19 protein-coding genes and 1 pseudogene are annotated in these 23,700 nt (G+C 63.2%); 10 read left to right on the top strand and 10 right to left on the bottom strand.

The features are described 5' to 3' along the window. Nucleotides 1-90: 90 nt before the first annotated feature. From fliG to BLR94_RS07675, 4 genes are all read right to left on the bottom strand, one after another. Nucleotides 91-1,107, bottom strand: a complete 1,017-nt coding sequence (gene fliG, locus BLR94_RS07690; RefSeq protein WP_084304161.1) for a flagellar motor switch protein FliG — start codon at nucleotides 1,105-1,107, stop codon at nucleotides 91-93. Further along, entirely contained in the window at nucleotides 1,100-2,902 is a 1,803-nt protein-coding gene (gene fliF / locus BLR94_RS07685) for a flagellar basal-body MS-ring/collar protein FliF (RefSeq protein WP_084304160.1), read from the bottom strand. The genes fliG and fliF overlap by 8 nt, the downstream gene beginning before the upstream one ends. 16 nt (nucleotides 2,903-2,918) lie before the next feature. Continuing rightward, nucleotides 2,919-3,248 carry a flagellar hook-basal body complex protein FliE gene (gene fliE / locus BLR94_RS07680; protein ID WP_084304159.1) on the bottom strand — a complete coding sequence of 110 codons (330 nt, stop codon included), beginning with the start codon at nucleotides 3,246-3,248 and terminating at the stop codon, nucleotides 2,919-2,921. Nucleotides 3,249-3,494: 246 nt separating this feature from the next. Beyond that, the gene (locus tag BLR94_RS07675; protein ID WP_084304158.1) at nucleotides 3,495-3,821 is read right to left on the bottom strand and encodes a ComEA family DNA-binding protein; all 327 of its coding nucleotides are present in this window, start codon (nucleotides 3,819-3,821) and stop codon (nucleotides 3,495-3,497) included. A 233-nt stretch (nucleotides 3,822-4,054) separates the two neighbouring features. Here BLR94_RS07675 and BLR94_RS07670 point away from each other — a divergent pair, with 233 nt between their 5' ends. After that, the gene (locus BLR94_RS07670) at nucleotides 4,055-5,608 is read left to right on the top strand and encodes a glycoside hydrolase family 17 protein (RefSeq protein WP_084304157.1); all 1,554 of its coding nucleotides are present in this window, start codon (nucleotides 4,055-4,057) and stop codon (nucleotides 5,606-5,608) included. Nucleotides 5,609-5,642: 34 nt separating this feature from the next. Here the strand turns inward: BLR94_RS07670 and BLR94_RS07665 are convergent, their stop codons facing one another. After that, nucleotides 5,643-6,017 (bottom strand): hypothetical protein, encoded by a 375-nt coding sequence (locus tag BLR94_RS07665; protein WP_084304156.1) that lies wholly within the window; start codon nucleotides 6,015-6,017, stop codon nucleotides 5,643-5,645. A 276-nt stretch (nucleotides 6,018-6,293) separates the two neighbouring features. Between BLR94_RS07665 and BLR94_RS07660 the strand changes: the two genes are divergently transcribed. The 3 genes and pseudogenes from BLR94_RS07660 (at nucleotide 6,294) to BLR94_RS07650 (ending at nucleotide 9,339) form a co-directional block, all read left to right on the top strand. After that, complete coding sequence (locus BLR94_RS07660; RefSeq protein ID WP_084304155.1) at nucleotides 6,294-7,592, top strand: alpha/beta fold hydrolase family protein; 1,299 nt, start codon at nucleotides 6,294-6,296, stop codon at nucleotides 7,590-7,592. A 70-nt stretch (nucleotides 7,593-7,662) separates the two neighbouring features. Further along, nucleotides 7,663-8,361: pseudogene (locus BLR94_RS07655) on the top strand (MlaA family lipoprotein); the annotation flags it as partial. A gap of 129 nt (nucleotides 8,362-8,490) precedes the next feature. Continuing rightward, nucleotides 8,491-9,339, top strand: a complete 849-nt coding sequence (locus BLR94_RS07650; protein ID WP_084304153.1) for a pirin family protein — start codon at nucleotides 8,491-8,493, stop codon at nucleotides 9,337-9,339. Nucleotides 9,340-9,422: 83 nt separating this feature from the next. Here the strand turns inward: BLR94_RS07650 and BLR94_RS07645 are convergent, their stop codons facing one another. Together BLR94_RS07645 and BLR94_RS07640 are read right to left on the bottom strand one after the other, a co-directional pair. Further along, complete coding sequence (locus tag BLR94_RS07645) at nucleotides 9,423-10,022, bottom strand: tRNA-uridine aminocarboxypropyltransferase (protein WP_084304152.1); 600 nt, start codon at nucleotides 10,020-10,022, stop codon at nucleotides 9,423-9,425. Between the two features lie 245 nt (nucleotides 10,023-10,267). Beyond that, the gene (locus BLR94_RS07640) at nucleotides 10,268-11,830 is read right to left on the bottom strand and encodes a methyl-accepting chemotaxis protein (RefSeq protein ID WP_084304151.1); all 1,563 of its coding nucleotides are present in this window, start codon (nucleotides 11,828-11,830) and stop codon (nucleotides 10,268-10,270) included. Nucleotides 11,831-12,188: 358 nt separating this feature from the next. Between BLR94_RS07640 and BLR94_RS07635 the strand changes: the two genes are divergently transcribed. The 3 genes from BLR94_RS07635 to BLR94_RS07625 are packed head-to-tail and all read left to right on the top strand — an operon-like array spanning nucleotide 12,189 to nucleotide 16,751. Continuing rightward, nucleotides 12,189-13,385 carry an efflux RND transporter periplasmic adaptor subunit gene (locus tag BLR94_RS07635; protein WP_084304150.1) on the top strand — a complete coding sequence of 399 codons (1,197 nt, stop codon included), beginning with the start codon at nucleotides 12,189-12,191 and terminating at the stop codon, nucleotides 13,383-13,385. Between the two features lies 1 nt (nucleotide 13,386). After that, a complete protein-coding gene (locus BLR94_RS07630) occupies nucleotides 13,387-15,333 on the top strand; it encodes a MacB family efflux pump subunit (RefSeq protein ID WP_084304149.1) in 1,947 nt (648 codons plus the stop codon). A gap of 8 nt (nucleotides 15,334-15,341) precedes the next feature. Beyond that, nucleotides 15,342-16,751 carry an efflux transporter outer membrane subunit gene (locus BLR94_RS07625; protein ID WP_175154215.1) on the top strand — a complete coding sequence of 470 codons (1,410 nt, stop codon included), beginning with the start codon at nucleotides 15,342-15,344 and terminating at the stop codon, nucleotides 16,749-16,751. Nucleotides 16,752-16,762: 11 nt separating this feature from the next. On the opposite strand, the gene BLR94_RS28160 is transcribed toward BLR94_RS07625, so the two are convergent. After that, entirely contained in the window at nucleotides 16,763-16,888 is a 126-nt protein-coding gene (locus BLR94_RS28160; RefSeq protein ID WP_279615846.1) for a PA1414 family protein, read from the bottom strand. 165 nt (nucleotides 16,889-17,053) lie between these two features. Next, nucleotides 17,054-19,174: a TonB-dependent receptor family protein gene (locus tag BLR94_RS07620; RefSeq protein WP_084304148.1), complete on the bottom strand. Its 2,121-nt coding sequence runs from the start codon at nucleotides 19,172-19,174 to the stop codon at nucleotides 17,054-17,056. A 279-nt stretch (nucleotides 19,175-19,453) separates the two neighbouring features. Here BLR94_RS07620 and BLR94_RS07615 point away from each other — a divergent pair, with 279 nt between their 5' ends. Further along, nucleotides 19,454-20,341: a DMT family transporter gene (locus tag BLR94_RS07615; protein WP_084304147.1), complete on the top strand. Its 888-nt coding sequence runs from the start codon at nucleotides 19,454-19,456 to the stop codon at nucleotides 20,339-20,341. Nucleotides 20,342-20,548: 207 nt separating this feature from the next. Here the strand turns inward: BLR94_RS07615 and cysK are convergent, their stop codons facing one another. Continuing rightward, the gene (gene cysK, locus BLR94_RS07610) at nucleotides 20,549-21,523 is read right to left on the bottom strand and encodes a cysteine synthase A (protein ID WP_084304146.1); all 975 of its coding nucleotides are present in this window, start codon (nucleotides 21,521-21,523) and stop codon (nucleotides 20,549-20,551) included. A gap of 124 nt (nucleotides 21,524-21,647) precedes the next feature. Here cysK and BLR94_RS07605 point away from each other — a divergent pair, with 124 nt between their 5' ends. Beyond that, the gene (locus tag BLR94_RS07605) at nucleotides 21,648-22,730 is read left to right on the top strand and encodes a DUF748 domain-containing protein (RefSeq protein WP_478212337.1); all 1,083 of its coding nucleotides are present in this window, start codon (nucleotides 21,648-21,650) and stop codon (nucleotides 22,728-22,730) included. A 121-nt stretch (nucleotides 22,731-22,851) separates the two neighbouring features. Beyond that, a complete protein-coding gene (locus tag BLR94_RS07600; protein WP_084304144.1) occupies nucleotides 22,852-23,697 on the top strand; it encodes an AAA family ATPase in 846 nt (281 codons plus the stop codon). Nucleotides 23,698-23,700: the final 3 nt, after the last annotated feature.

Here is a 23,700-nt window from a genome sequence, read left to right as displayed (position 1 = left end):
ATTTGGAATAACCAAACTTCTCTCCTCATGCCTTGCCCCGCGCAAAAACTGGCTCCGGCGCGGCCGTGGCGAAACGGGAATAGACCCGATTCAAACCATCTCCTCGCCACCTTTGCCGCCGAGCACGATTTCGCCTGCCTCGGCCATGCGCCGGGCAATGGTGAGAATTTCCTTCTGGGCGGTCTCGACGTCACTGACTCGCACCGGCCCTTTCGCCTCCAGGTCATCACGCAACAATTCGGCGGCGCGCTTCGACATGTTCTTGAACACCTTCTCCTTGATGGCCTCGTCCGCGCCCTTGAGCGCCAGCACCAGCACATCGGAAGACACTTCGCGCAGCAGCGCCTGGATGCCACGGTCATCGACATCGGCCAGGTTGTCGAAGACGAACATCAGGTCTTCGATCTGCGACGACAGGTCTTCGTCGATCTCGCGAATCGAGTCCATCAGTTGCCCTTCTACCGAGCTGTCGAGGTAGTTCATGATGTCCGCGGCACGTTTCACGCCGCCCATGGTGGCACGGGTGGTGTTGGAGCTGCCGGAGAACTGTTTCTCCAGGATCAGGTTGAGTTCCTTGAGCGCTGCCGGTTGCACGGTGTTCAGCGATGACACGCGCAGCACGATGTCGAGGCGAACCTTGTGATCGAAATGGCCCAGCACCTCGCCGGCCTGATCCGGGTCCAGGTAAGCCACCACGATGGCCTGGATCTGGGGGTGCTCGTAGCGGATCACATCGGCCACGGCACGCGGCTCCATCCACTTCAGGCTGTCCAGGCCGCTGGTGCTGCCACCGAGCAGGATGCGGTCGATCAGGTTGCCAGCCTTGTCCTCGCCCAGCGCCTGGGTGAGCATCTTGCGGATGTAGCTGTCGGAGCCGACGCCGAGGCTGGTCTGGTCGCCCACCGTCTCGACGAACTCGCCCATCACCTGCTCGACCTGCTCGCGATGAATGTTGCGCATGGCGGCCATCGCCACACCGACGCGCTGCACCTCCTTGGGGCCCAGGTGACGGAGCACCTGAGCCGCGTCGGTTTCACCGAGCGACAGGAGCAGAATCGCAGCCTTCTCGACCTTGTTCATCTTGGCGGTGGAACGGTTGTCATTCATCGGCATTGATCCAGTCTTTGACTACCTGGGCCACGCGGCCCGGATCTTCGGCGACCAGGCTCTTGATCGCATTGAGTTGTGCATCATACCCCTCGCTCGGGCTCGGCAGAAGAATGCTTTGCGGGCCACCGAGGCTCACCCGGTCGGATGCCAGGTGGCCATCCAGCCCGCCCATTTCACCAAGATCGACATCGCCATCGCGACCACCGGCGGTGGCCAGTTCCTTGCCCTTGCCGCCACCGGTGATGTTGTTGAGCACCGGGCGGAGCACGAACCACACCAGCAGGAAGATCAGCAGCGCGGGGAACAGTGACTTGAGCCCGCCCATGGCCATCAGGAACAGATCGCTCTGGTACCACGGCACGTCGATCACTTCGGCGACTTCGCTGCTGAAGGCCGTATTGATCACGCTGACACTGTCGCCGCGACTGGCATCGAAGCCGACCGAGTCCTGCACCAGGCGGGTGAAGCGTGCCAGGTCATCGCTGGTCCAGGGCACATGGCTGGTCTCCCCGGTAGCCGGATCGACACGCACCTGGTCATCCACCACCACGGCGACGGAAAGCCGGCGCAGGCGACCCTGCTGCTGCTTGGTGTAGCTGACGGAACGGTCGAGTTCGAAGTTACGGGTCGACTGGTCGCGCTTGTCGGAAGGATAAGGCGCCAGCATCGGTTGACCGGTGGCCGGGTCCATGACCTGCTGGCCGTTGGCGTCGAGCAGCGGCTGACCAGCGGCAATCGGCCCGCCAGCGGCGGCGGCGCCCCCGGCTTGTTGCGGCGCGGTAGCCGGGCCGGGCGGCTGGTTGCTCAGGGCGCCTGGCACCCCTTGCGGGCCACTGCCACTACTGCGTTGTTCATTGACCTGCTGCTCGCTGCGCAACGCCGGCTGATCCGGGTTGAAGGTTTCCGAGGTCGACTCGACAGCGCTGAAATCCACGTCAGCCGAAACTTCGGCCTTGTAGCGGCCCATGCCGAGCACCGGCTGCAGGATGTTGTGCACGCGCTGGGTGAACAGGTTTTCCATACGGCGGCTGTAATCGAACTGTTTGCCGGCCATGCTCAACTCGGACATTTCCTGCTGGTCGGACAGCAGGGTGCCTTTCTGGTCGACCACGGTGACCTGGCTCTTGTCCATCTCCGGCACGCTGCTGGCCACCAGATTGACGATGGCCATCACCTGGCTTGGCTCCAGGCTGCGCCCCGAATACAGCTCGATCAGCACCGACGCGCTGGGCTTGCGTTCGTCACGGACGAATACCGAACTCTTCGGGATCGCCAGGTGCACGCGCGCGGCCTTGACGTTGTTCAGGCTCGAAATGGTACGCGCCAACTCGCCTTCCAGGCCGCGACGGTAGCGCGCGGCTTCCATGAACTGGCTGGTGCCAAGGCCTTGCTCCTTGTCGAGAATCTCGAAACCGATGCTGGTGTCGGTCGGCGCGACGCCAGCGGAAGCCAGACGAATGCGCGCGCGGGCCAGGTCCTCGGACTTGACCAGCAACGCACCGGAGTTCGGTTCGATGGTGTAGTCGATATTGGCCGTCGTCAGTGTTTCCATCACCCCGCGGGCGTCCATACCGTCGAGGCTGCCATACAACGGCTTGTATTCCGGCTGCTGGGACCACAGCACCACGGCGAAACCGATCGCCACGCTGGCAGCCAGGCCCACCAGCAAGCCTGCCTGGCGCAACACCGGCATGTCGGAGAGATTTTCCAGGAAGGTCAGACCGAACAGCGGCTTTTTCGGCGCGCTGCCAGCAGAAGTGGCGGGTACGGTGGTGGCAAGTGCGTCGGCCATGATCGGAATTTACCTCTTAAACCGGCATTTGCATGATGTCTTGATACGCCTGAACCAGCTTGTTGCGCACCTGGGTCATGGCCTGGAAGGAAACGCTGGCCTTTTGCGAGGCGATCATCACGTCAGTGATGTCGACACCGCTCTGGCCCATCTCGAAGGCCGTGGACAACTGACCGGCAGCCTGCTGGACGTCGCTCACCTTGTTAACCGCCTGCCCGAGCATGTCCGAGAAGCTCGGCGCACCGACTTCCCGTGCTTCGGCGACTGCCGGTTTGCGGGCCATGGCCTCAGCCTGCATGGAGCGCATTTCCAGCATTAGACGATTGAACGCGACACCCTGACTCATGACCTTTCCTCCACTGACCGCGGTTTTTTGACGCCGCGTGTGCTTTGCAGGGGTAATTGCAACAAGGGTGCCAACTGCACGTCCATTTCCCGGCACACCGTTTTACCGGCGCAGCGGTCCTGTGCAGAGCAGCGAAAGCAGGATGCGGGCCAACCACCGACCAGGCATCCAAGGAGTGGACTAGCGCCTATTAAAAAGCCGCTCGCCCCGGCTGGGACGAGCGGCTCTGTGCCTCTACGACGCGGGTTACCGACCGATGGTCAGCTTGGCGCGATTGCGCTCCAGCAAGGCCTCGCCAATGCCTTTGACCTCGAGCACCTCGTCGACCGAGGCGAACTCGCCATTGGCCTCGCGGTAGGCGACGATGGCCTGCGCCTTGACCAGACCGACACCACTGAGCTCGCGCTGCAGCGTTTCTGCATCGGCGGTGTTGAGGTTGACGGGGTTGAGCTCGGCCAACTGCCGGACAACGGGCTCGCTGGTGGGTTTGGTCGCGCTTTCGTTGGCGCTGACCATCAAGGACGCACTGGCGAGTGCGGCGAAAAACAGCGCGTGCAACATGGATTTCTGCATGATCAATATCCTTATAGATTCACTCGAATTGAGCGACGCGGGCATCCCTAACGCCGCACATTCAAATTAGCCAGCCTGCGCAGGTTGTCAAATCAGGCGTCGGCAGCCCCCACGCCCCCTGTAAAGCCGGCCGGCCCGACGCCCGCGCCCCTTTCATACGGCCTGCCGTGCAGCTATCTAAAGCCCCTGCTCACCGCTAAGATGCGCCTCTCCATCACCACGCGTGCTCGATCATGCCTGCCAACGCCCGCTTTCCCTTGCTCCCCTATATCAGTGCCTGCGTCATCGGGTTCCTCGCGCTTGGCAGCCTCTGGCAGACCATTGGCAAGCCGGTCGTCCTGGCCGATGCCGCGACGCCGACTCACAAGCTGCAGTGCGCGTCCTACACCCCGTTCGACAAGGACCAATCGCCCTTCGATCTGCCCCTGAAAATCCGCCCGGAGCGTATGGATGCCGACCTGGCACTGCTCGCAGAGCGCTTCCAGTGCATCCGCACCTATTCGGTCACCGGCCTGGAGGCGCTGCCGGAGCTGGCGCGCAAGCATGGTCTGAAACTGATTACCGGTGCCTGGGTGAGTCGCAACCCGCACGACACGGCCATCGAGATCCAGGGTCTGATCAAGCTGGCCAAGGAGAACCCGGATGTCATCGAAGCGGTGATCGTCGGCAACGAAGCGCTGCTGCGCAAGGAAGTCACCGGCGGGCAACTGGTCGAGCTGATCAATCAGGTCAAAGCCGAAATCGCCCAGCCGGTTACCTACGCCGATGTCTGGGAGTTCTGGCTCAAGCACCCTGAAGTGGCGCCGGCAGTGGACTTCATCACCATTCACCTGCTGCCTTACTGGGAAGACAACCCTGCCGGTATCGATGCAGCGCTGCACGAGGTCAGCGAAGTGCGCGAGCTGTTCGGCAAACAGTTCGCGCCCAAGGACATCATGATCGGCGAAACCGGCTGGCCCAGCGAGGGCCGCCAGCGTGAAACCGCCGTGCCCAGCCGCGTCAACCAGGCGACCTTCATTCGGGGCTTCGTCGCCATGGCCGAACAACACGGCTGGCGCTACAACCTCATCGAGGCCTTCGATCAGCCGTGGAAACGCGTCAGCGAAGGTGCCGTGGGCGGCTTCTGGGGGCTGTACGACGCAGATCGCCAGGACAAGTCTGTACTCGCCGGACCGGTTTCCAACCTACCGCATTGGCCGCTCTGGCTGGCCATCAGCGGCAGCGTGCTGGCATTGGGCCTGCTGGTTGGTGGTCGTCCGGGCTCCACTCGCAATGCACTGCTGCTGCCGCTGCTGGCCGCGCTGGGTGCCGCATGCATCGGGCTATGGGCAGAATTGTCCTGGGTAACCAGCCGCTACCTCGGCGAGTGGCTATGGGCCGCAGCCTTGCTCGCGCTCAATCTGCTGGTCCTGGCCCATGCAGCGCTGTCGCTGTCCACCGCTCAGGGCTGGCGCGCCCAGGCCTTCACCTGGCTGGAGCGCCGTGCAGGCTGGTGGTTGACGGCAGCCGGCTTCGCCGGAGCGGTGATGATGCTGGCCATGGTGACCGACGCCCGCTACCGCAGCTTCCCCAGCGCGGCCCTGTTGCTGCCGGCGCTGGTCTACCTGCTGCGCCCGGTGGCCGCACCGCGTCGGGAGATCGCCCTGCTGGCGGTGCTGATCGGCGCAGGCGTGCTGCCGCAGCTCTACGAAGAGACCCTGGATAACCTGCAGGCCATCGGCTGGGCGATCACCAGCACGTTGTTGGCGCTCGCGCTGTGGCGCAGCCTGAAGCTCTCGAAAGGCTAGGAAGGGATCCGGCGCTGCGCAGCGCCGGACAGCCTCAGGCGGTTGTCGGAGTGGGCGCGCGTACCAATCGCAATAGCGCGAGTACAACGGCGAATACCGCCAGGCTGGCGGTGTAGAGGGCAAGCGCCGGCAAACCAAGCAGCAGGCCGGGGATCGCCAGGCGCCATCCCCAGACACCCGGCAGCACGAATGCCAGTAAGGCGAAACCAAGGGCGGCCCAGGCGATGACTCGCAGGTGGATCATCCAACCCAGGGTGGCACGCACCTGGCAGGCCAGGTTCGCCGGGTCGTCGACACAACGGCCTACCCACTGATCGCCCTCCATGAGCAGGTAACGCAGGCCATAACTGGCCAGTACGCACAGAACGGCGGCGATCACCAGCACAACGACAGACAGACGACGGGGCATGCGCTACTCCACAAAGCATGAAAACGGCGCTCAGCATAATGCTCCGCCAGACGGATGCAAGCCACAAATAAAGCGCCCGCGAAGGGGTGCAGATCTGCGCCATCTCGACCTTTTGCGGCAAATCCGGTATCTACTGCGCTAAGCTGCAGCGCAACCTTGATTTCCCATGGCACTTTGACACATCGTCGGTTGTCCTAGTCCTCGCGGCTGATGCCGAAAAGCACGGGCAGCCCCGCCCACCTCTGAAAAGAATGTTCTCTTCCAAAGGGATCTTGTATGTCTTTCATACCCCGCCTTGCTGCCCTGCTTAGCGGCTTGCTGCTCAGTGCCACGCTGTGGGCTGCCGACATCGATGCGCAGACCTACGGCTACCCGCTCACCAACCCGTTCGAGGCGACCATCGCCACCACGCCGCCTGAATTGCGGCCGCAATTGCCGGACGATGCCGACATCAACCAGAAGGACTACCAGGTTCGCCTACGCCCGGAGCGCGAGTTCCAGCTGCCGGACAATTTCTGGGCAGTGACCAAGATGCGCTACCGGCTGGCCGAGCAGAAAGGCCCAGCGCCACTGATCTTCATCATCGCTGGCACCGGCGCGCACTACTCCAGCAGCACGCCCGAGTACCTGAAGAAGCTGTTCTACGGCGCGGGTTATCACGTCGTGCAGCTGTCGTCGCCGACCAGCTACGATTTCATGACCTCTGCCTCGCGTTTCGCCACGCCGGGCATCAGCCGGGACGATGCCGAAGACCTGTATCGCGCCATGCAGGCCGTGCGTGCGCAGCACCCGCATCTGGAAGTCACCGACTTCTACCTGACCGGCTACAGCCTTGGCGCCCTGCACGCCGCCTTCGTCAGCCAGCTGGACGAGACCCGGCGCAGCTTCAACTTCAAGCGCGTGCTGATGCTCAACCCGCCGGTCAACCTGTACACCTCGATCAGCAACCTGGATCGCCTGGTCCAGACCGAGGTCAAGGGCATCAACAACCGCACCACTTTCTATGAACTGGTGCTGGCCAAGTTGACCCGCTATTTCCAGGAGAAGGGCTACGTCGATATCAACGACGCGCTGCTGTACGATTTCCAGCAATCCAAGGAGCACCTCTCCGACGAACAGATGGCCATGCTGATCGGCACCTCGTTCCGCTTCTCAGCTGCCGACATCGCCTTCACGTCGGACCTGATCAACCGCCGTGGGTTGATCACCCCGGTGGACTATCCGATTGGCGAGGGCACCAGCCTGACACCCTTCTTCCGCCGGGCGCTGCAGTGCGATTTCGACTGCTACATGGCCGAACAGCTGATTCCCATGTGGCGCGCTCGCTATGACGGCGGCAGCATGGCCCAACTGATCGACGAGGTGAGCCTGTACGGCATCGAGGATTACCTCAAGAACAGCCCGAAAATCGCCGTGATGCACAATGCCGACGACGTGATCCTTGGCCCGGGTGACCTGGGTTTCCTGCGCCGTACCCTGGGCGATCGACTGACCGTTTATCCGCTCGGCGGCCACTGCGGCAACCTCAATTACCGGGTCAACAGCAAAGACATCTTGGAGTTCTTCCGTGGTTAAGTCCTTTCCTAGTCTCGCGTTCTTCGCTGCCCTGTTGGCCTGCGCTACCGCCGTCGCCGAGACGCCCATCGACGACGACGGATTCAAGCAACCGCTGAGCAGGCTCAAGTTCAACCCCGGCCTGGATCAACGTGAGTTCGAACGCTCGACCCTCATCGCCCTGGAAGTGTTCGATCCTCTGGAGTCGTGGAACCGTCGCGTCTACCACTTCAACTACCGGTTCGACGAATGGGTTTTCCTGCCGGTGGTCGACGGTTACCGCGCCATCACACCGGGCCTGGTGCAGAAGGGCGTCAGCAACTTCTTCGGCAACCTGGGCGACGTGCCCAACCTGGTCAACAGCGCTCTGCAGCTCAAGGGCCAGCGTGCGCTGAACACCACGGCACGGCTGCTGTTCAATACCACGCTCGGGGTGGCCGGGCTGTGGGATCCGGCGACGCACATGGGCCTGCCCAAGCAGAATGAAGACTTCGGCCAGACCCTGGGCTTCTATGGCACCCCCGCCGGCCCCTATCTGATGCTGCCGATCCTCGGCCCGTCGACCCTGCGCGATACCGGCGGCCTGGTGGTGGATTACGGCGTCGCTCAGCAGATCAACTACCTCAACATGGCTGAAGTCAGCAGCGACCATCCGGAAGTCACCCTGCTCAGGGGTGTCAATCAGCGATCGACCACCAGCTTCCGCTATGGCCAGATCAACTCGCCGTTCGAATACGAGAAACTGCGTTTCTTCTACACCGAATCGCGCAAGCTGCAGATCGCCGAGTAACCGGCATGGCGGCGCCCGACGGCGCCGCCATCCGAGATCGATTTTCTCGATGGATGACACGCCCTTTTCCCACCCATCTCCCGGATAGTCTGGCCTAACATAGGCCATCGCGTTTCAGGAGCCTACCGCATGACCCATCTACGTAACGTACTCGCCATCCAGCCGGGCCAGCCCGCTTCCGACGGTGCCGGGGTGCGCCTCAACCGGGTGATCGGCGGTGGCGGCATCGAGCGCTTCGACCCCTTCCTGATGCTCGACGAATTCAGCACCGAGAATGCCGACGATTACATCGCCGGGTTTCCCGCACACCCTCACCGGGGCTTCGAAACCATCACCTATATGCTCGAAGGGCGCATGCGCCATGAAGACCACCTGGGCAACGTCGGGCTGCTACAGGGTGGTGACGTGCAGTGGATGACCGCCGCACGCGGCATCATCCACAGCGAAATGCCGGAGCAGGAACAGGGGGCCATGCGTGGCTTCCAGCTGTGGCTCAACCTGCCCGCCGAGAGCAAGATGGCCGATCCCGCCTATCGCGACATCGCGGCTGCGCAGATTCCCCACGTGCGTACCGCCAACGGTGCTGAGGTAGTGGTCATCGCCGGTACCTTCGCCGAAGGCGATATCGTGCAGAACGGTGCGGTGCAGCGCCCACATACCACTCCTTACCTGCTCGACCTGCACCTGCCGGCAGGCGGCACCCTGAGCCCCGTCCTGCCCGATGGGCATCGCCTTCTGCTCTACGTGTACCAGGGTGAAGCCCAAGTGCAACGCAGCCACGACGTGAAAGCCGGCAGGCTGGTGCGCCTGGATGATCAAGGGCAAGTGCATCTGAGCAGCGGCACAGGTGCCCGCGTGCTGCTGCTTGCCGGCAAGCCGCTGAACGAGCCGATCGTGCAGTACGGGCCGTTCGTGATGAACAGCCGGGAGGAAATCGAACAGGCGATGCGCGACTTCCGTGACGGCACCTTTGCCTGAAGCGGGCGCCGCCCCTGGTGGGCTGAAGCCCACCCTCCAACACACACGCCCCCTTCAGCCCACCAATGCCTACTCGAGCCCAATCAACGCAGGTGATTGCGCCTGAACGTCTGCTCGCCCATGGCCGCGATCTGCCCTTCGATCAGGGCGTCGAATGGTTTGAGCAGCGCCCGATAATCAGCCGGAGCCTCCAGTACGTTCAACGCCGCGACGATCGCCTCGAGAGTCGACAGCGATCCTTGCATCGGCGCCTTGCGCAGGCGATAGCGCGATGGCGGCACATGTTCCAGGCCCACCCGCGGCAGCGCTGCCAACGCGGGATTGAGGTGCAACAGCTTGCGCGCCTTGCGCCAGGTACCGTCAGGGATCACCAGCCTCACCGGCCTGTCGTCTGCGTCTTCGACGAGGCGACTCAGCGGCTGCGCATCGTCTCCCGGGAACAGCAGACAGCTGCGGTAATACGGCGACGCCAGCCAGGCAGGCAGATCATCGAACCGTTCACCGACACGCAACCTCGCATTACGCAGACCGAGCACGGCCAGATTGGCAGTATTGAGGGCGTGATCGACTTCATCTGGATGCTGCAGTACGAGGATCCCGGTGCGGCTGTCCAGATCGGGGATCAGCGCACACAGGCAATGGCTTTCGGGGCGCTTGCAACGGGAGCAGCGGGGGCGTGGCATAGGCGGATATCCTCGGAGCCCGTTCAACGTCTCGCCAGCCACAACGATGCAAGGGCAAGGCGCCCCCCGCGAGAACGGGCAAGGAAGCGGGCTCGCATTGGCCTGTAGGGTTGCACATGGCGTTTCGACGGGGCTGGCGACCCAGCCTGCTTTCAACACAGCAAGGCCGGCGCGCAGCAGGCCCTGAACAGGTTCAAGGTCGCGCAGTGTGCCATAGCCCGCCAGCACAGCCGAGCAACGGGCGTTCAGCGGTTGAAACGCTCGGCCAGGCTATGCAGGTAATCGGCCATGGCTTCCAGCTCCCTGCCGATGGCGGCCCCCTGGTGAGCCTGCTCGGCACCCTGCTCGGAAAGCTGGGCGATACGAGTGATCTGTCGACTGATGTCCTCAGCCACCTGCCCCTGTTGTTCGGATGCGGCGGCGATCTGCTGGCTCATGCCGGTGATGCGGCTGATCGACTCGCTGATGCCATCCAGCGCGATTCGCACCGCCTCGACGCTCTGCACGCTTTCCCGGGAGATTTCTTCGCCGCGCCCCGCCGTGACCACGGCACGCTCCGCCCCGGCGCGCAGCGAATCGATGATCTGATGAATCTGCTGGGTCGACTCACGTGTACGCGAGGCCAGCGAACGCACCTCATCGGCCACCACGGCGAATCCACGCCCCTGTTCACCCGCTCGCGCCGCCTCGATCGCCGCATTGAGGGCCAGCAGGTTGGTCTGCTCGGCGATGGAGGTGATCACGTCCGCCACGCTGCCTATGGACTGCGTCGAGTCGGCCAGGTCATTGACTGCCTGGCCGATGTCCACCACCGCCTTGGCCATGTGCTGCATGGATTCCAGGCTGCCGCCGGCCAGTTGCCGGCCTTCCTTGGCCAGGCGATCCGCCTCTTCGGCAGCGTGGCTGGTGCTCTGCACATTCTGCGTGACTTCCTGGATGGTCGCCGCCATCTGGTTGATCGCGGTGGCCGACTGATCGGTTTCGCTACGTTGCTGGTCAAGCATCTCGGCGCCGGCGCGGGAGAAGCCGGCAGATTGGGCGGCCTGCTTCTTGACGTTGACACCGGCATCTTCGAGGCGTGTCAGCGCGGTCTGCAGGCGTGCCTCTTCGCTGATCATGGCCATGTCGAGCAACGCCTGAGCGCCGCGGCTTTCGCTGTACGTCAGCGCCACCAGGCTGCTGGTGAAGGCCTTGGGGTGGTTGGCCAGGGTGCGGCGAATCAGCGAACGCTTGCTGTGCAACTGGTAGGAGCCGAGGACGATCATCACTGCCACGATGAACGCCGCCAAGCCCAACCCGCCGAGTACCGATTGGGCAGCCAGGATCAACAGCGCGGCGAGAATCAGCGGCCAGGAGCGAATCAGGTCGTAGGTCAGGTAGTCGATCATCGGCACCGGCTGCTTGCCGGCTCGCAACCGGGCGTAAAGCGCATCGGCACGACGCTTCTGGTCTGCGCTCGGCAGTGAACGCACTGACTCGTAACCCGACACCTGGCCGTTCTGGTAAATCGGCGTGACGTACGCGCTGACCCAGTAGTAATCGCCATTCTTCGCGCGGTTCTTGACGATTCCCATCCAGGGCTTGCCCTGCTTGAGGGTGTCCCACATGTGAGCGAACACCGCTGGCGGCATGTCCGGGTGACGCACCAGATTGTGTGGCTGGCCGATCAACTCTTCACGCGTGAAACCGCTGATGGCGACGAATGCATCGTTGCAATAGGTGATCTTGCTGCTCAGATCGGTGGTGGAAATCAACCGTTCATGCTCAGGAAAAGTCCTTTCCCGCTGAGTCACCGAGTTCTGACGCATGCTTGCAATCCTTTAATTGGTGACGGGGCATTCCCGCCACTGCGCTACTTCGAGCACGGCAAAACCGTCGCACCCGCAGAGATACGCGTTTACTTTTCCAATCGCCACGCGCAAGCGAAATGGCCGCGTCTTGATCGGCGCCCGATGTTACTCGCTTGCTGAAAGGGCCTCCATTAGTGTCGGCACGGGTTCCGGCGACTTGAGAAACGGTCGGCATTTTCTCGCCCTCGGCTGCATGCATCGGCCCGGACCGGCGAACTTTACCTATTCCTGACAGAACCTTACCCGGCTCTTACCCAACGCCGGGGAGCGCCTCTCTATAGTGGCGCCAATCCGAATCCGCCGTGTGCCCACAGCCATGCCAAGAACCAAGTTGCTGCTCCTGATTCCCGCCCTCGTCGTCCTGGCGCTGGGCGGCTACGCACTCTACAGCCGGTTGACGCCGGCACCCGGCAACGGCTTGCTGACAGCCGAAGTAGGCCCGACCGACATCGAGCAGACAGTGATCGCCACCGGCACGCTGGAAGCCTTCAAGCAGGTCAGTGTCGGTGCCCAGGTATCGGGGCAGATCACCAGGCTGCACGTCGATTTCGGCGATCCGGTCAAACAGGGCCAGCCGATCGCCGAAATCGATTCGTTGACCCGGCAGAACGACCTGGCCAATGCCAAGGCCGCCCTGGCCAACGTCAAGGCCCAGCGCGCAGTGCAGGCCGCCACCTTGAAGAAGGCACAACTCGCGTTCACCCGGCAGAAATCCATGCTCGCGCAGAACGCCAGCTCGCGGGAGAGCTACGAGACCGCCGAGGCCGACCTGGATACCGCCAAGGCCCAGGTCGCCGCCCTGGACGCGCAGATCCAGCAGGCGCAGATCCAGGTGTCCACCGCCGAGGTCGACCTGGGCTACACCAAGATCACTGCGCCCATCGACGGCACCGTGGTCGGCGTGGTGGTCAAGGAAGGCCAGACGGTCAACTCGGCGCAGTCGGCACCGACCATCGTCAAGGTCGCTCAGCTCGACAGGATGACCGTGCGTGCGGAAATCTCCGAGGCCGACGTGGTCAGCCTGCGTCCCGGCCTGCCAGTGTACTTCACCATCCTCGGCGAACCCGGCAACCGCTATGAAGCGACGCTGAGGATGATCGAGCCGGCACCGGACTCGATCAACACCAGTGACAGCACGACCAGCAGTTCATCGTCCACCACCACCTCCACCGACACCGCCGTCTATTACATCGCCGTGTTCGACGTGCCCAATCCCGACGGCAAGCTGCGCATCTCCATGACCACCGAAGTGAGCATCGTCCTCGACAGCGTCAAGGGTGCCGCGAGCCTGCCGGTGTCGGCGCTGGGCAGTGCCAATCGTGATGGCAGCTACACCGTGCAGGTGCTTGGCGGGGACGGCAAGGTCGAGGCGCGACAGATCCGTACCGGCCTGGAAGACTCGATCAACGCTCAGGTACTGGAGGGCCTGAAGAACGGCGACAAGGTGGTGCTCGGCGACGCTGCGGCCGGTTCCAGCACCTCGATGCGCATGCCCGGGCCGATGAGGCTCTGACATGGCACTCCTCGAACTGAGCGGCCTGCGCCGCGAATTTCCCGCTGGCGATCAGACCATTGCCGTGCTCGAGGATGTCGACCTGAGCATCGAGCAAGGCGAGATGGTCGCCATCATCGGCACCTCGGGCTCGGGCAAGTCGACCCTGATGAACATCCTCGGTTGCCTGGATCGGGCCAGCGCCGGCACCTACCGCATCGCAGGCCGGGAAACCGGCAGGCTGTCCGCGGACGAGCTAGCCGAGCTGCGCCGCGAATACTTCGGCTTCATCTTCCAGCGCTACCACCTGCTGGGCGATCTGGACGCCGTGGGCAACGTCGAAGTACCGGCCATCTACGCCGGCAAGGATGCCGCCAGCCGTCGCGAACGCGCCGAAGCACTGCTGCAGCGCCTCGGCCTGGCCGAACGCCTGGGCCACAGGCCAAGCCAGCTCTCCGGCGGCCAGCAACAACGCGTATCCATCGCCCGGGCGCTGATGAACGGCGGCCAGGTGATTCTCGCCGACGAACCCACTGGCGCGCTGGACAGCCACAGCGGCGAGGAAATGCTCAAGCTGCTGCGCGAGTTGCATGCCGCCGGGCACACGGTGATCATCGTCACCCATGACATGAAGGTCGCGGAAATCGCCGACCGCATCATCGAGATCAGCGACGGCCGCATCATCGCCGATCGCCGCCTGCGGCCCGTCGAGGACGACGTGCGCGCCATGCAGGAACCGGCGCCGGCACGCGAGGCCAATGCCTTGAAGGCCAGCCTTGGGCAGTTCCGCGAGGCCTTGCGCATGGCCCTGCTGGCGATGCTGTCGCACAAGCTGCGTACCTTTCTGACCATGCTCGGCATCATCATCGGCATCGCTTCGGTGGTCTCGGTGGTGGCCCTCGGCCAGGGTTCGCAGCAGAAGATCATGGAGAACATCAGCGCGATCGGTACCAACACCATCGACGTATTCCCCGGTAGCGGCTTCGGTGACCGTCGTTCGGCACGCATCCAGACACTGGTACCGGCCGACGCCGACGCCCTGGCCGGGCAAACCTTCGTCGACAGCGTCACGCCGTCGGTGTCCAGTTCGGGCACCCTGCGCTACCGCGAGCAGGCGCTGACCGTATCCACCAATGGCGTGGGCGAGCAGTTCTTCCGCGCCAAGGGCTACACCTTTGCCCAGGGCCGCGCCTTCGACGCCAAGGCGGTGCGCGAGTCCGCCCAAAGCGCGGTGATCGACAACAACACCTACAAGAAGCTGTTCTTCGGCAGACAGGCGCTCGGCCAGGTGATCCTGCTGGGTAACGTCCCGGTGCGCGTCATCGGCGTACTCGATCCCATCCAGAGCAATTTCGGGGGCAGCGATTCGCTGCGCGTCTACCTGCCGTACACCGCCGTGATGAACCGCATGCTTGGCCAGACATACCTGGAAAGCATCACCGTGCGGGTCGACGACAGCGTGTCCAGCGATGCCGCCGAACAGGGCATCATCCGCTTGCTCACCCGCCGTCACGGGGTGCAGGACTTCTTCGTGATGAACACCGACACCATCCGCCAGACCATCGAGAAGACCAGCCAGACCATGACCCTGCTGATCTCGGCGATCGCCCTGATCTCCCTGCTGGTCGGCGGCATCGGGGTGATGAATATCATGCTGGTGTCGGTCACCGAGCGTACCCGCGAGATCGGCGTGCGCATGGCGGTGGGCGCCCGGCAGGCCGATATCCTGCGCCAGTTCCTGATCGAGGCGGTGCTGGTGTGCCTGATCGGGGGTGCACTGGGGGTGCTGTCGGCACTGGCCTTCGGCGCGCTGTTCGGCCATTTCACCAGTGAATTCAGCCTGGTGTTCTCCAGCGGCTCCATCATCGCTGCGTTTCTCTGCTCCACGCTCATCGGCCTGGTGTTCGGTTTCCTGCCGGCCCGCAATGCCGCCCGCCTCGACCCCGTCGACGCCCTGTCCCGCGAGTAGGCCAGATCATGCCCAGCCACTACCTGAAACCTCTGTCACTGCTGGTCGCCCTTGCTCTGGGCGGCTGCAGCTCGTTGCTCTCCACGCCCTACCAGCGCCCGGCGCTGAACCTTCCCGCGAGCTGGCAGCAGTCCGGCGAGCAGCAGGCCAGCAGCGACCAGGCCTGGTGGAAAGCGTTCTCCGACCCCGAGCTGGACCGGCTGATCGATACCGCACTGGCCCGCAACAACGATATCGGTACGGCCCTGCTCAACGTAGGCCGCGCAAGGCTGCAGGCCGGCCTTACCCGCGACGGGCAGCTTCCCCAGCTCAGCAGCGGCCTGAGCGCTGACCGTACCCGCGCCCTGCGTGGCGAGGGCAACACCGCTCACAGCTATTCGCTGACCGGATCGGCGAGCTGGGAGGCCGATCTGTGGAACCGCCTGGGCAGCGCCACCGATGCAGCCGAGCTCGAAGCCCTGGCGACCGAACAGGATTACGCCGCCATCCGCCTGTCACTGGCGGGCACGGTGGCCAGCCTGTACTGGCAGATCGGCTATCTTAACGAGCGCCTGGCGGCCAGCGCTGCGAGCATCGATTACGCACGGCAGACCCTGCAGTTGGTTCAGGTGCAATACGATGCCGGCCAGGCGTCGGCCCTGGAACTGGCCGAGGCGCGGCAGAGCCTGGAAACCCAGTTGGCCAGTGAAGTGGATCTGCGCCAGCAGCGGGTCGAGCAGCGCAACGCCCTGGCCGTTTTGTTCGACAGTGCCGGCCCTGCGAACCTGAGCGAACTGCAGAGCCTGCAAGGCAGCGTACTGCCTGCTGTGGGTGCCGACTTGCCGGCCAGCCTGCTGGCTCGCCGCCCGGATCTGCGCGCCGCCGAGCTGCGCCTGCGCAGTAGCCTGAAATCGGTGGATGCCATCCGCGCGAGCTATTACCCGGATCTGAGCCTGACCGGCACTTTGGGTTACTCCAGTTCGGCGCTGGGCAATCTGCTGCAAAATCCGGTCGGTGCCTTGGGCGCCAGTCTGACCCTGCCGTTCTTGCAGTGGAATCAGATGAAGCTCAACGTCGCCGTCTCGAAAACCGATTACGAGTTGGCGGTGACCGACTTCCGGCAGAGCCTCTATCAGGCATTGGCCGATGTGGAGAACGGGCTGGCGGGTCGGCGCCATTACGCCGAGCAGCAAGGGATGCGCCGCCGCGCCCTGGACGCAGCCAGCGAGGCCGAGCGGATCTATCGCATTCGTTATGAATCGGGGTCTGTGGACCTGCAATCCTGGCTGAGCGCACAGGACACGCGGAGGACGGCGCAGATCACCCTGGCGGAAAATCGTCTGAACCAACTGCTGAATGCAGTCACCCTGTATCAGTCCCTGGGCGGGGATACAGGCGTGGACATCGAAGCGCCGCTGGCGGCGCTTCAAGATCAATGACGCAGCGATACTCAGCGGCGGCGCTGGCGCTCAGCAGCCAGGCGGCGCTGCTCGTCACTGCGAATCGGAATCGGCTGCATGCGCGGCGCGAACAGAGCATTGAGCTGTGCGGCAAGTTTTTCGAACCAGGCTTTCATAAGGTATATCCTCGACTGCACGCGGTTATGGTGACCGCTTGGCTTGAGAGTAGCCGAAACCATCGCACCCGGGGAGATGCAACAGGCCTCCAACCGTTGCAAAGCGCTACCGACTGTCGCTTTGCCACTGCTGACAACAGGGGCCCACGCTGCCACTCGGTTTTATCAGAACTGATACTCGACGCCCGCCCCTGCGTACCAGGAACGGCCCGGCGCCGCTTCGTAATAGCGGTCGTTGCCATCGCCGACGATCACCGAGCCGACATATTGCTTATCCAGCAGGTTATCCAGGCGCAAGGTCTGGTGGGTCTTCCAGGTACCGAGGTTCTGCTCGAAGCGGGTACGCCAGTTGAAGACCGCATAACCCGGCGCAGCCTTCTGGCTGTTGGTGTCCTCGACGTACACTTTACTGCGATACAGGCCTTCCAGAGCGGTGCTGATGCCATCGACCGGTTTCCAGGCCACTTCGCCGAACAGTGTGGTACGCGGTACGCCAGGTAGGTTGTTGCCCTTGTCGATGGTGTTATTGCCTGCGACGAAGCGCGAATCATAAGTCGCCGCCAGGTAGGTATAGGCCAGTGCTGCCGACCACTGCTCATTGAACTGGCTCTCAACACCCAGCTCGAAACCGCGGCGCAGGGTCTTGCCGGCGTTCTGGTAGCTGGTGCGGCCAAATCGATTCTGTAAGACAGTGATCTCATCCTCTGTATTGATTTGAAAGATCGCAGCATTAATGCGAGTTACCTCGGCAATGCGTGCCTTGATGCCAATCTCGTATTGAGTACTTTCAGAAGGCTCCAATCCAAAGTTAAACCCCGCATCATTAAGGGAATAAGCCAGTTCCCCTTGAGTCGGTGTTTCAAAGCCCTTACCCGCACTGATATAGCCATTCAGGTCTGGCGTGAAGGCATAACCCAGGCTGACCGAGGGTGTGGCCTTTTCGTAGCGCCTGGTACCGCTGTCATCAGCGTTTCCGACAACGATGTACTTATCATCGACGTCCACCTCCACGGTGCTGTAGCGCAGGCCGCCCTGCAGCGTCCAGTTGCCCAGTGTCCAGGTCGCCTGAGCGTAGGGATCCAGGCTGGTGATGGTGTCGACTTCGTCGCGGCGTAACGCGCCTTTGACGCCTACCCGAGAGCCAGAGAAGTTCTCGTAACCGCGACGATCGTCACGGCTCTGATCATAATCCAGGCCGAACACCAGCCGCAGATCACCCGCCACCTCATCCACCGGTTGCAGCCAGCGAACACTGCCGCCATGAAACTCACGGTCGAAATCCACAACCCCGCCGCTATGACTCGCATTGTTCTGCTGAGGATCACGCGGGATTGCAAGATATTGAATGACGCTGCGTTTCCCGGCATAGGCCGTGGCCTGCAAAGTTGCATCACCAAAATAGCGCTCATAGTTGCCGCCCAGTTGCTGGTGGTCGATGCTTTTGCGGGTATTGAAGCTCAGCGCATTGACCGCCACCGAGCGTGGATTGGCCTTGTAAGCCTCCCATGTCTGCCCCAACGGATCCTGCGTACCATTTTGCTCCAGGCTGCTGTAGATCAACGCCAGCTTGCTGTCTTCATCCGGTTTGAAATTGAGCTTGGCGAAGGTCTGATCACGGCGCGCCGAACTGTGGTCGCGGTAACCATCGGTGTCCATCCGCGAGGCATCGAGCACGAAGCCCACGCCATCCGCCTCGCCTTCGGCGGTAAGGTGGTTGCGGGCCATGCCGTCGCTGCCGATCAGGGTCTCGGCACCGATGCGCGGCCGGCCGACGCCGTCGCGGGAAAACAGCTGGATCACCCCGCCGGCATTGCTGCCATACAGCGTCGAGGCCGGGCCACGCAGCACTTCGATACGTTCAGCGGTATCCAGATTGAAGGTCGCCGCCTGCCCCTGGCCGTCCGGGGTGCTGGCCGGGATGCCATCGGTGATCAGCTTCAGCCCGCGCACACCGAAAGCCGAGCGCGCGCCGAAACCACGGGATGATATCTGCAGGTCCTGGGCGTAGTTCTGCCGGTTCTGCACCACCAGGCCCGGCACCCGCGTCAGCACTTCGGAGGCATTGATGCCCAACTGACCGTCGCTGATCTGCTCGCGGTCGATGCCGTCTACCGAGAATGGCAGGTCGAAACCAGGCATCGCGCTACGCGAACCGGTCACCACACTGGGCTCGAGCACCAGCTCGCTGGCAGGCTGGTCTGCCTGCGAGGTACCGGCAGCCGCGCAACCGCACAGCAGGATGGCCTTGGCCAGGCAGGACAGTCGCGGGGGCGAGTTACAGCTCATGGTGGTAATCCTTTTCTTCGGCATAGCGTATCGGCCTCGGCCGGCCGGATAGCCGCGGTCGTGCAGCACGGCGCAGCCGGGCGAATAGCCGATGTCTGCGCGGCGCCATTATGGTTGCTTGCGGCCTTGGGCGCGACCCGCCAGCCAGAGCGCCTGCTCGATGACAGGGTAGCTCTGCACGAAAACAGACACGGCTCGGTTTTGAGAGCCAATTCCGAGCTTGCCTTGCGGGCATCATCCAGCAAGACTGCCGGCTTGCACCCGAGACTGGAGTTTGCCTTGCGTCCTGCCGACATGCTGCGCCTTCTGCTGCTCGCCGCGATCTGGGGGGCGAGCTTCCTGTTCCTGCGTGTGGTGGCCCCGGTGATCGGCAGCATGCCGACAGCCTTTTTCCGCGCCGCGATCGCCGTGCTCGGCCTGCTGGGGATCCTGCTGTTGATGCGCGTGAAGTGGGACTTTCGCGGCAAGCTGGGCCTGTGCCTACTGCTCGGGGTGATCAACGCGGGGCTGCCGTCGGCCATGTACAGCCTGGCGGCTCTGGTATTGCCCGCCGGCTACTCGGCGATCATCAACGCCACCACACCGATGATGGGCGTACTGATCGGCGCCCTGCTGTTCGCCGAGGCGCTGACGGCGACGCGCGCCGCCGGTGTGGCGCTTGGCCTGTTTGGGGTCGCCGTGCTGACCCGCAGCGGGCCGGTCGAGGTGGATATCCAATTGCTGCTCGGCGCCGTCGCCTGCCTGGTGGCGACGGCCTGTTACGGCCTGGCCGGTTTTCTCACCCGCCGCTGGATAGCCGGTGGCCTGGACAATCGGCTCACCGCGTTTGGCAGCCTGTGCGGCGCCAGCCTGTTTCTGCTACCGCTGTTCGGCGGCTCATTGGCCATACAGCCGCCGCCCAGCTGGGGAGGCTGGCTGGAGTGGTCGTCACTGCTGGCGCTTGGACTGGGCTGCACAGCCTTCGCCTATGTGCTGTACTTCCGACTGCTCAACGACATTGGCCCGATCAGGGCCTCGACCACCACCTTTCTGATCCCCATCTTCGGCGTGCTATGGGGGGCGTTGCTGCTCGACGAGCCGTTATCCTGGGCCCACCTGTACGGCGGTGTACTCATCGCCATCGCCTTGTGGCTGGTGGTTCGCCCTGCAAAAAAAATGACGGTATAGACACCGTTGCCCACTCCGTAAGGGTGGATCAGGCCGCGTAGGTGAAGCGTCGCCCACCCTGCGAAAGGCCGTTGATGCCCCCCAGGCCCCAACGGGGCGCCCAGGCCAGTACGTTTCACACCCGATGCAAGTACGCAGAGCGTCCCTGAAGGTGTTGCCAGGTGAAACGCCAGGAGCGCCCTGCTCGCGCCGTGCGACAGGCGTACCCTACTGCTGCAATTCCTGCTCGGTGAACAGGTCGGCGAACAGCATGCTCGACAGGTAGCGCTCGCCGGAGTCCGGCAGGATCACCACGATGGTCTTGCCCTGCATCTCCGGTTTCTCGGCCAGACGCACCGCCACCGCCATCGCCGCACCGCAGGAAATACCGCAGAGAATGCCTTCGTCGCGCATCAGTCGCAGGGCCATGGCCTTGGCATCCTCGTCGGTGACCTGCTCGACCCGGTCGACCAGCGACAGGTCGAGGTTCTTCGGCACGAAGCCTGCACCGATGCCCTGGATCTTGTGGGGGTTGGGCTTGACCTCGTCGCCGGCCAGGGTCTGGCTGATCACCGGCGAGGATACCGGCTCCACCGCAATGGACAGGATCGACTTGCCCTGGGTCTGCTTGATGTAGCGCGAGATACCGGTGATGGTACCTCCGGTACCCACCCCCGACACCAGCACGTCCACCGCCCCTTCGGTGTCGTTCCAGATCTCCGGGCCGGTGGTTTTCTCGTGGATCGCCGGGTTGGCCGGGTTTTCGAACTGCTGTGGCATGAAGTATTTGCCGGTATCGGAAGCAGCGATTTCAGCCGCCTTGTCAATCGCCCCCTTCATGCCCTTGGCCGGCTCGGTGAGTACCAGCTCGGCCCCCAGTGCCTTGAGCACCTTGCGACGCTCCAGGCTCATGGACGCCGGCATGGTCAGTACCAGTTTGTAACCACGGGCAGCGGCGACGAAAGCCAGGCCGATACCGGTGTTGCCCGATGTCGGCTCGACCAGGGTCATGCCCGGCTTTAGCACGCCGCGGGACTCGGCGTCCCAGACCATGTTGGCACCGATGCGGCACTTCACCGAATAGGCAGGATTGCGCCCCTCGATCTTGGCCAGGATGGTCACGCCCTTGGGCCCGAGGCGGTTGATCATCACCAGCGGTGTGTTGCCGATAGCCTGTGCGTTATCTGCGTATATACGGCTCATGGTGTACCGGTTCCTTGTCGTGGCTGAGCTGACCAGCCTATGCGTGAAGCGCGCAGGCGTCCAGCGTCCGGAAGGTCGAACTCTGCGGACACGATTGCAGTCCACCCAGACAACGCCTACACGGATGCATCCGATGAAACGCCGCTATAGCCTGCCCCTGTGGATCTGCCTGGGCCTGCTCGCACTGGTGCTGCTCGCGCACCTCGCCCTGCCCTATGTGGTGCGCGATTACCTGAACGGCAAGCTCGCCGACATGGGCGACTACCGCGGCCATGTGGAGGATGTCGACCTGGCCCTGTGGCGTGGCGGCTACCGCATCAACGGCCTGCGTATCGTCAAGGCCGAGCGCGACGTGCCGGTTCCCTTCGTGGCGGTACCACGGATCCATATTTCGGTGAGCTGGAATGCGCTCTGGCGCGAGCAGGCGGTGGTCGCCGAGGTCGTGTTCGACGGCCCCGAGGTGAATTTCGTCGACAGCGAGAACCGGGCCGACGCCCAGACCGGTGAGGGCGTCGACTGGCGCGAGCAGTTGAACAAGCTGCTGCCGATCACCCTCAACGAGGTGCGGATCAACGATGGCACCCTGGGCTTCTACAACTTCAATGCCTCGCCTCCCGTGAAACTTCAGGCGAACGCCATCCACGCCAGCCTGTACAACCTCACCAACGTGGCCGACGAACAAGGCGACCGAGTCGCGCGCTTCGAGGGCAAGGCGCAGTTGCTCGACCATGCCCCGCTGGAAGCCAGCGCAGTATTCGACCCCTTCCACAACTTCCAGGACTTCGAGTTCCGCGTACGCGCTACCGGCATCGAACTGCCACGCCTCAACGACCTGGCCAATGCCTATGGCAAATTCGATTTCAAGAGTGGCAACGGTGATCTGGTGGTCGAAGCCTTCGCCGAAGACTCCCAACTGAGCGGCTACATCAAGCCGCTGCTGCGCAACGTCGAAGTGTTCGACTGGCAACAGGATGTCGAGAACCAGAACAAGGGCTTCTTTCGCGCGATCTGGGAAGCGCTGGTCGGCGGCGGCGAGAAAGTCCTGAAAAACCAGCGGCAGGATCAGATCGCCACCCGCGTGGAACTTCGCGGCAGCACGCGCCAGCAGGATATCAGCGCTTTCCAGGCATTCATCGGTATCCTGCGCAACGGTTTCATCCAAGCCTTCAACAGCGGTTTCGAGCGCGGCGCCACGAAGGAACAATGAGCGCGTCCATTCAATGACTGAATGGACGCGCTGCGTTCACAGTGGCAAGCCCATCACGCTATAGTCTGCCCTTTGATACACGCCCTGCCCCTGGCCGGCGTCGACGCACGAGGATCATCCGATGAAGTTCGCAGGCACACCGTCCTATGTCGCCACCGACGACCTCAAACTGGCGGTCAATGCGGCCATCACCCTGCAACGGCCATTGCTGGTCAAAGGCGAGCCCGGCACCGGCAAGACCCTGCTCGCCGAGCAACTGGCCGAGTCCTTCGGTACCCGGCTGATCACCTGGCACATCAAGTCCACCACCAAGGCTCACCAAGGCCTTTACGAATACGATGCGGTGAGTCGCCTGCGCGACTCGCAGTTGAGTTCCGAGAAGGTTCACGACGTTCGCCACTACATCAAGAAAGGCAAGCTGTGGGAGGCCTTCGAGGCCGAGGAACGCGTGGTGCTGCTGATCGACGAGATCGACAAGGCCGACATCGAGTTTCCCAACGACCTGTTGCAGGAACTCGACAAGATGGAGTTCTACGTTTACGAGACCGACGAGACGATCAAGGCCAGGCAACGACCGATCATCATCATTACCTCGAATAACGAAAAGGAATTGCCGGACGCCTTCCTGCGCCGCTGCTTCTTCCACTACATCGCCTTTCCGGACCGTCAGACCCTGCAGAAGATCGTCGACGTGCATTACCCCGGCATCAGCAACAGCCTGGTGGCCGAAGCCCTCGACGTGTTCTTCGACGTGCGCAAAGTGCCGGGGCTGAAGAAGAAGCCCTCGACCAGCGAACTGGTGGACTGGCTCAAGCTGCTGATGGCCGACAACATCGGCGAGGCGGTGCTGCGCGAGCGCGACCCGACCAAGGCCATCCCTCCCCTGGCCGGCGCGCTGGTGAAGAACGAGCAGGACGTGCAGTTGCTCGAGCGCCTGGCCTTCATGGCACGCCGCGGTAATCGCTGATAT

Source organism: Phytopseudomonas flavescens (assembly GCF_900100535.1).
Lineage (GTDB): Bacteria > Pseudomonadota > Gammaproteobacteria > Pseudomonadales > Pseudomonadaceae > Aquipseudomonas > Aquipseudomonas flavescens.
The sequence above is the reverse complement of the archived record's forward strand: the minus strand, read 5'-3'. Positions and strand labels throughout refer to the sequence as shown.

What these genes read in the sequence shown, in the direction of transcription:
- fliG (WP_084304161.1), bottom strand. Translation starts at nt 1,107, where the DNA reads ATGAATGACAACCGTTCCACCGCCAAGATGAACAAGGTCGAGAAGGCT.
- fliF (WP_084304160.1), bottom strand. Translation starts at nt 2,902, where the DNA reads ATGGCCGACGCACTTGCCACCACCGTACCCGCCACTTCTGCTGGCAGC.
- fliE (WP_084304159.1), bottom strand. Translation starts at nt 3,248, where the DNA reads ATGAGTCAGGGTGTCGCGTTCAATCGTCTAATGCTGGAAATGCGCTCC.
- BLR94_RS07675 (WP_084304158.1), bottom strand. Translation starts at nt 3,821, where the DNA reads ATGCAGAAATCCATGTTGCACGCGCTGTTTTTCGCCGCACTCGCCAGT.
- BLR94_RS07670 (WP_084304157.1), top strand. Translation starts at nt 4,055, where the DNA reads ATGCCTGCCAACGCCCGCTTTCCCTTGCTCCCCTATATCAGTGCCTGC.
- BLR94_RS07665 (WP_084304156.1), bottom strand. Translation starts at nt 6,017, where the DNA reads ATGCCCCGTCGTCTGTCTGTCGTTGTGCTGGTGATCGCCGCCGTTCTG.
- BLR94_RS07660 (WP_084304155.1), top strand. Translation starts at nt 6,294, where the DNA reads ATGTCTTTCATACCCCGCCTTGCTGCCCTGCTTAGCGGCTTGCTGCTC.
- BLR94_RS07650 (WP_084304153.1), top strand. Translation starts at nt 8,491, where the DNA reads ATGACCCATCTACGTAACGTACTCGCCATCCAGCCGGGCCAGCCCGCT.
- BLR94_RS07645 (WP_084304152.1), bottom strand. Translation starts at nt 10,022, where the DNA reads ATGCCACGCCCCCGCTGCTCCCGTTGCAAGCGCCCCGAAAGCCATTGC.
- BLR94_RS07640 (WP_084304151.1), bottom strand. Translation starts at nt 11,830, where the DNA reads ATGCGTCAGAACTCGGTGACTCAGCGGGAAAGGACTTTTCCTGAGCAT.
- BLR94_RS07635 (WP_084304150.1), top strand. Translation starts at nt 12,189, where the DNA reads ATGCCAAGAACCAAGTTGCTGCTCCTGATTCCCGCCCTCGTCGTCCTG.
- BLR94_RS07630 (WP_084304149.1), top strand. Translation starts at nt 13,387, where the DNA reads ATGGCACTCCTCGAACTGAGCGGCCTGCGCCGCGAATTTCCCGCTGGC.
- BLR94_RS07625 (WP_175154215.1), top strand. Translation starts at nt 15,342, where the DNA reads ATGCCCAGCCACTACCTGAAACCTCTGTCACTGCTGGTCGCCCTTGCT.
- BLR94_RS28160 (WP_279615846.1), bottom strand. Translation starts at nt 16,888, where the DNA reads ATGAAAGCCTGGTTCGAAAAACTTGCCGCACAGCTCAATGCTCTGTTC.
- BLR94_RS07620 (WP_084304148.1), bottom strand. Translation starts at nt 19,174, where the DNA reads ATGAGCTGTAACTCGCCCCCGCGACTGTCCTGCCTGGCCAAGGCCATC.
- cysK (WP_084304146.1), bottom strand. Translation starts at nt 21,523, where the DNA reads ATGAGCCGTATATACGCAGATAACGCACAGGCTATCGGCAACACACCG.
- BLR94_RS07605 (WP_478212337.1), top strand. Translation starts at nt 21,648, where the DNA reads ATGCATCCGATGAAACGCCGCTATAGCCTGCCCCTGTGGATCTGCCTG.
- BLR94_RS07600 (WP_084304144.1), top strand. Translation starts at nt 22,852, where the DNA reads ATGAAGTTCGCAGGCACACCGTCCTATGTCGCCACCGACGACCTCAAA.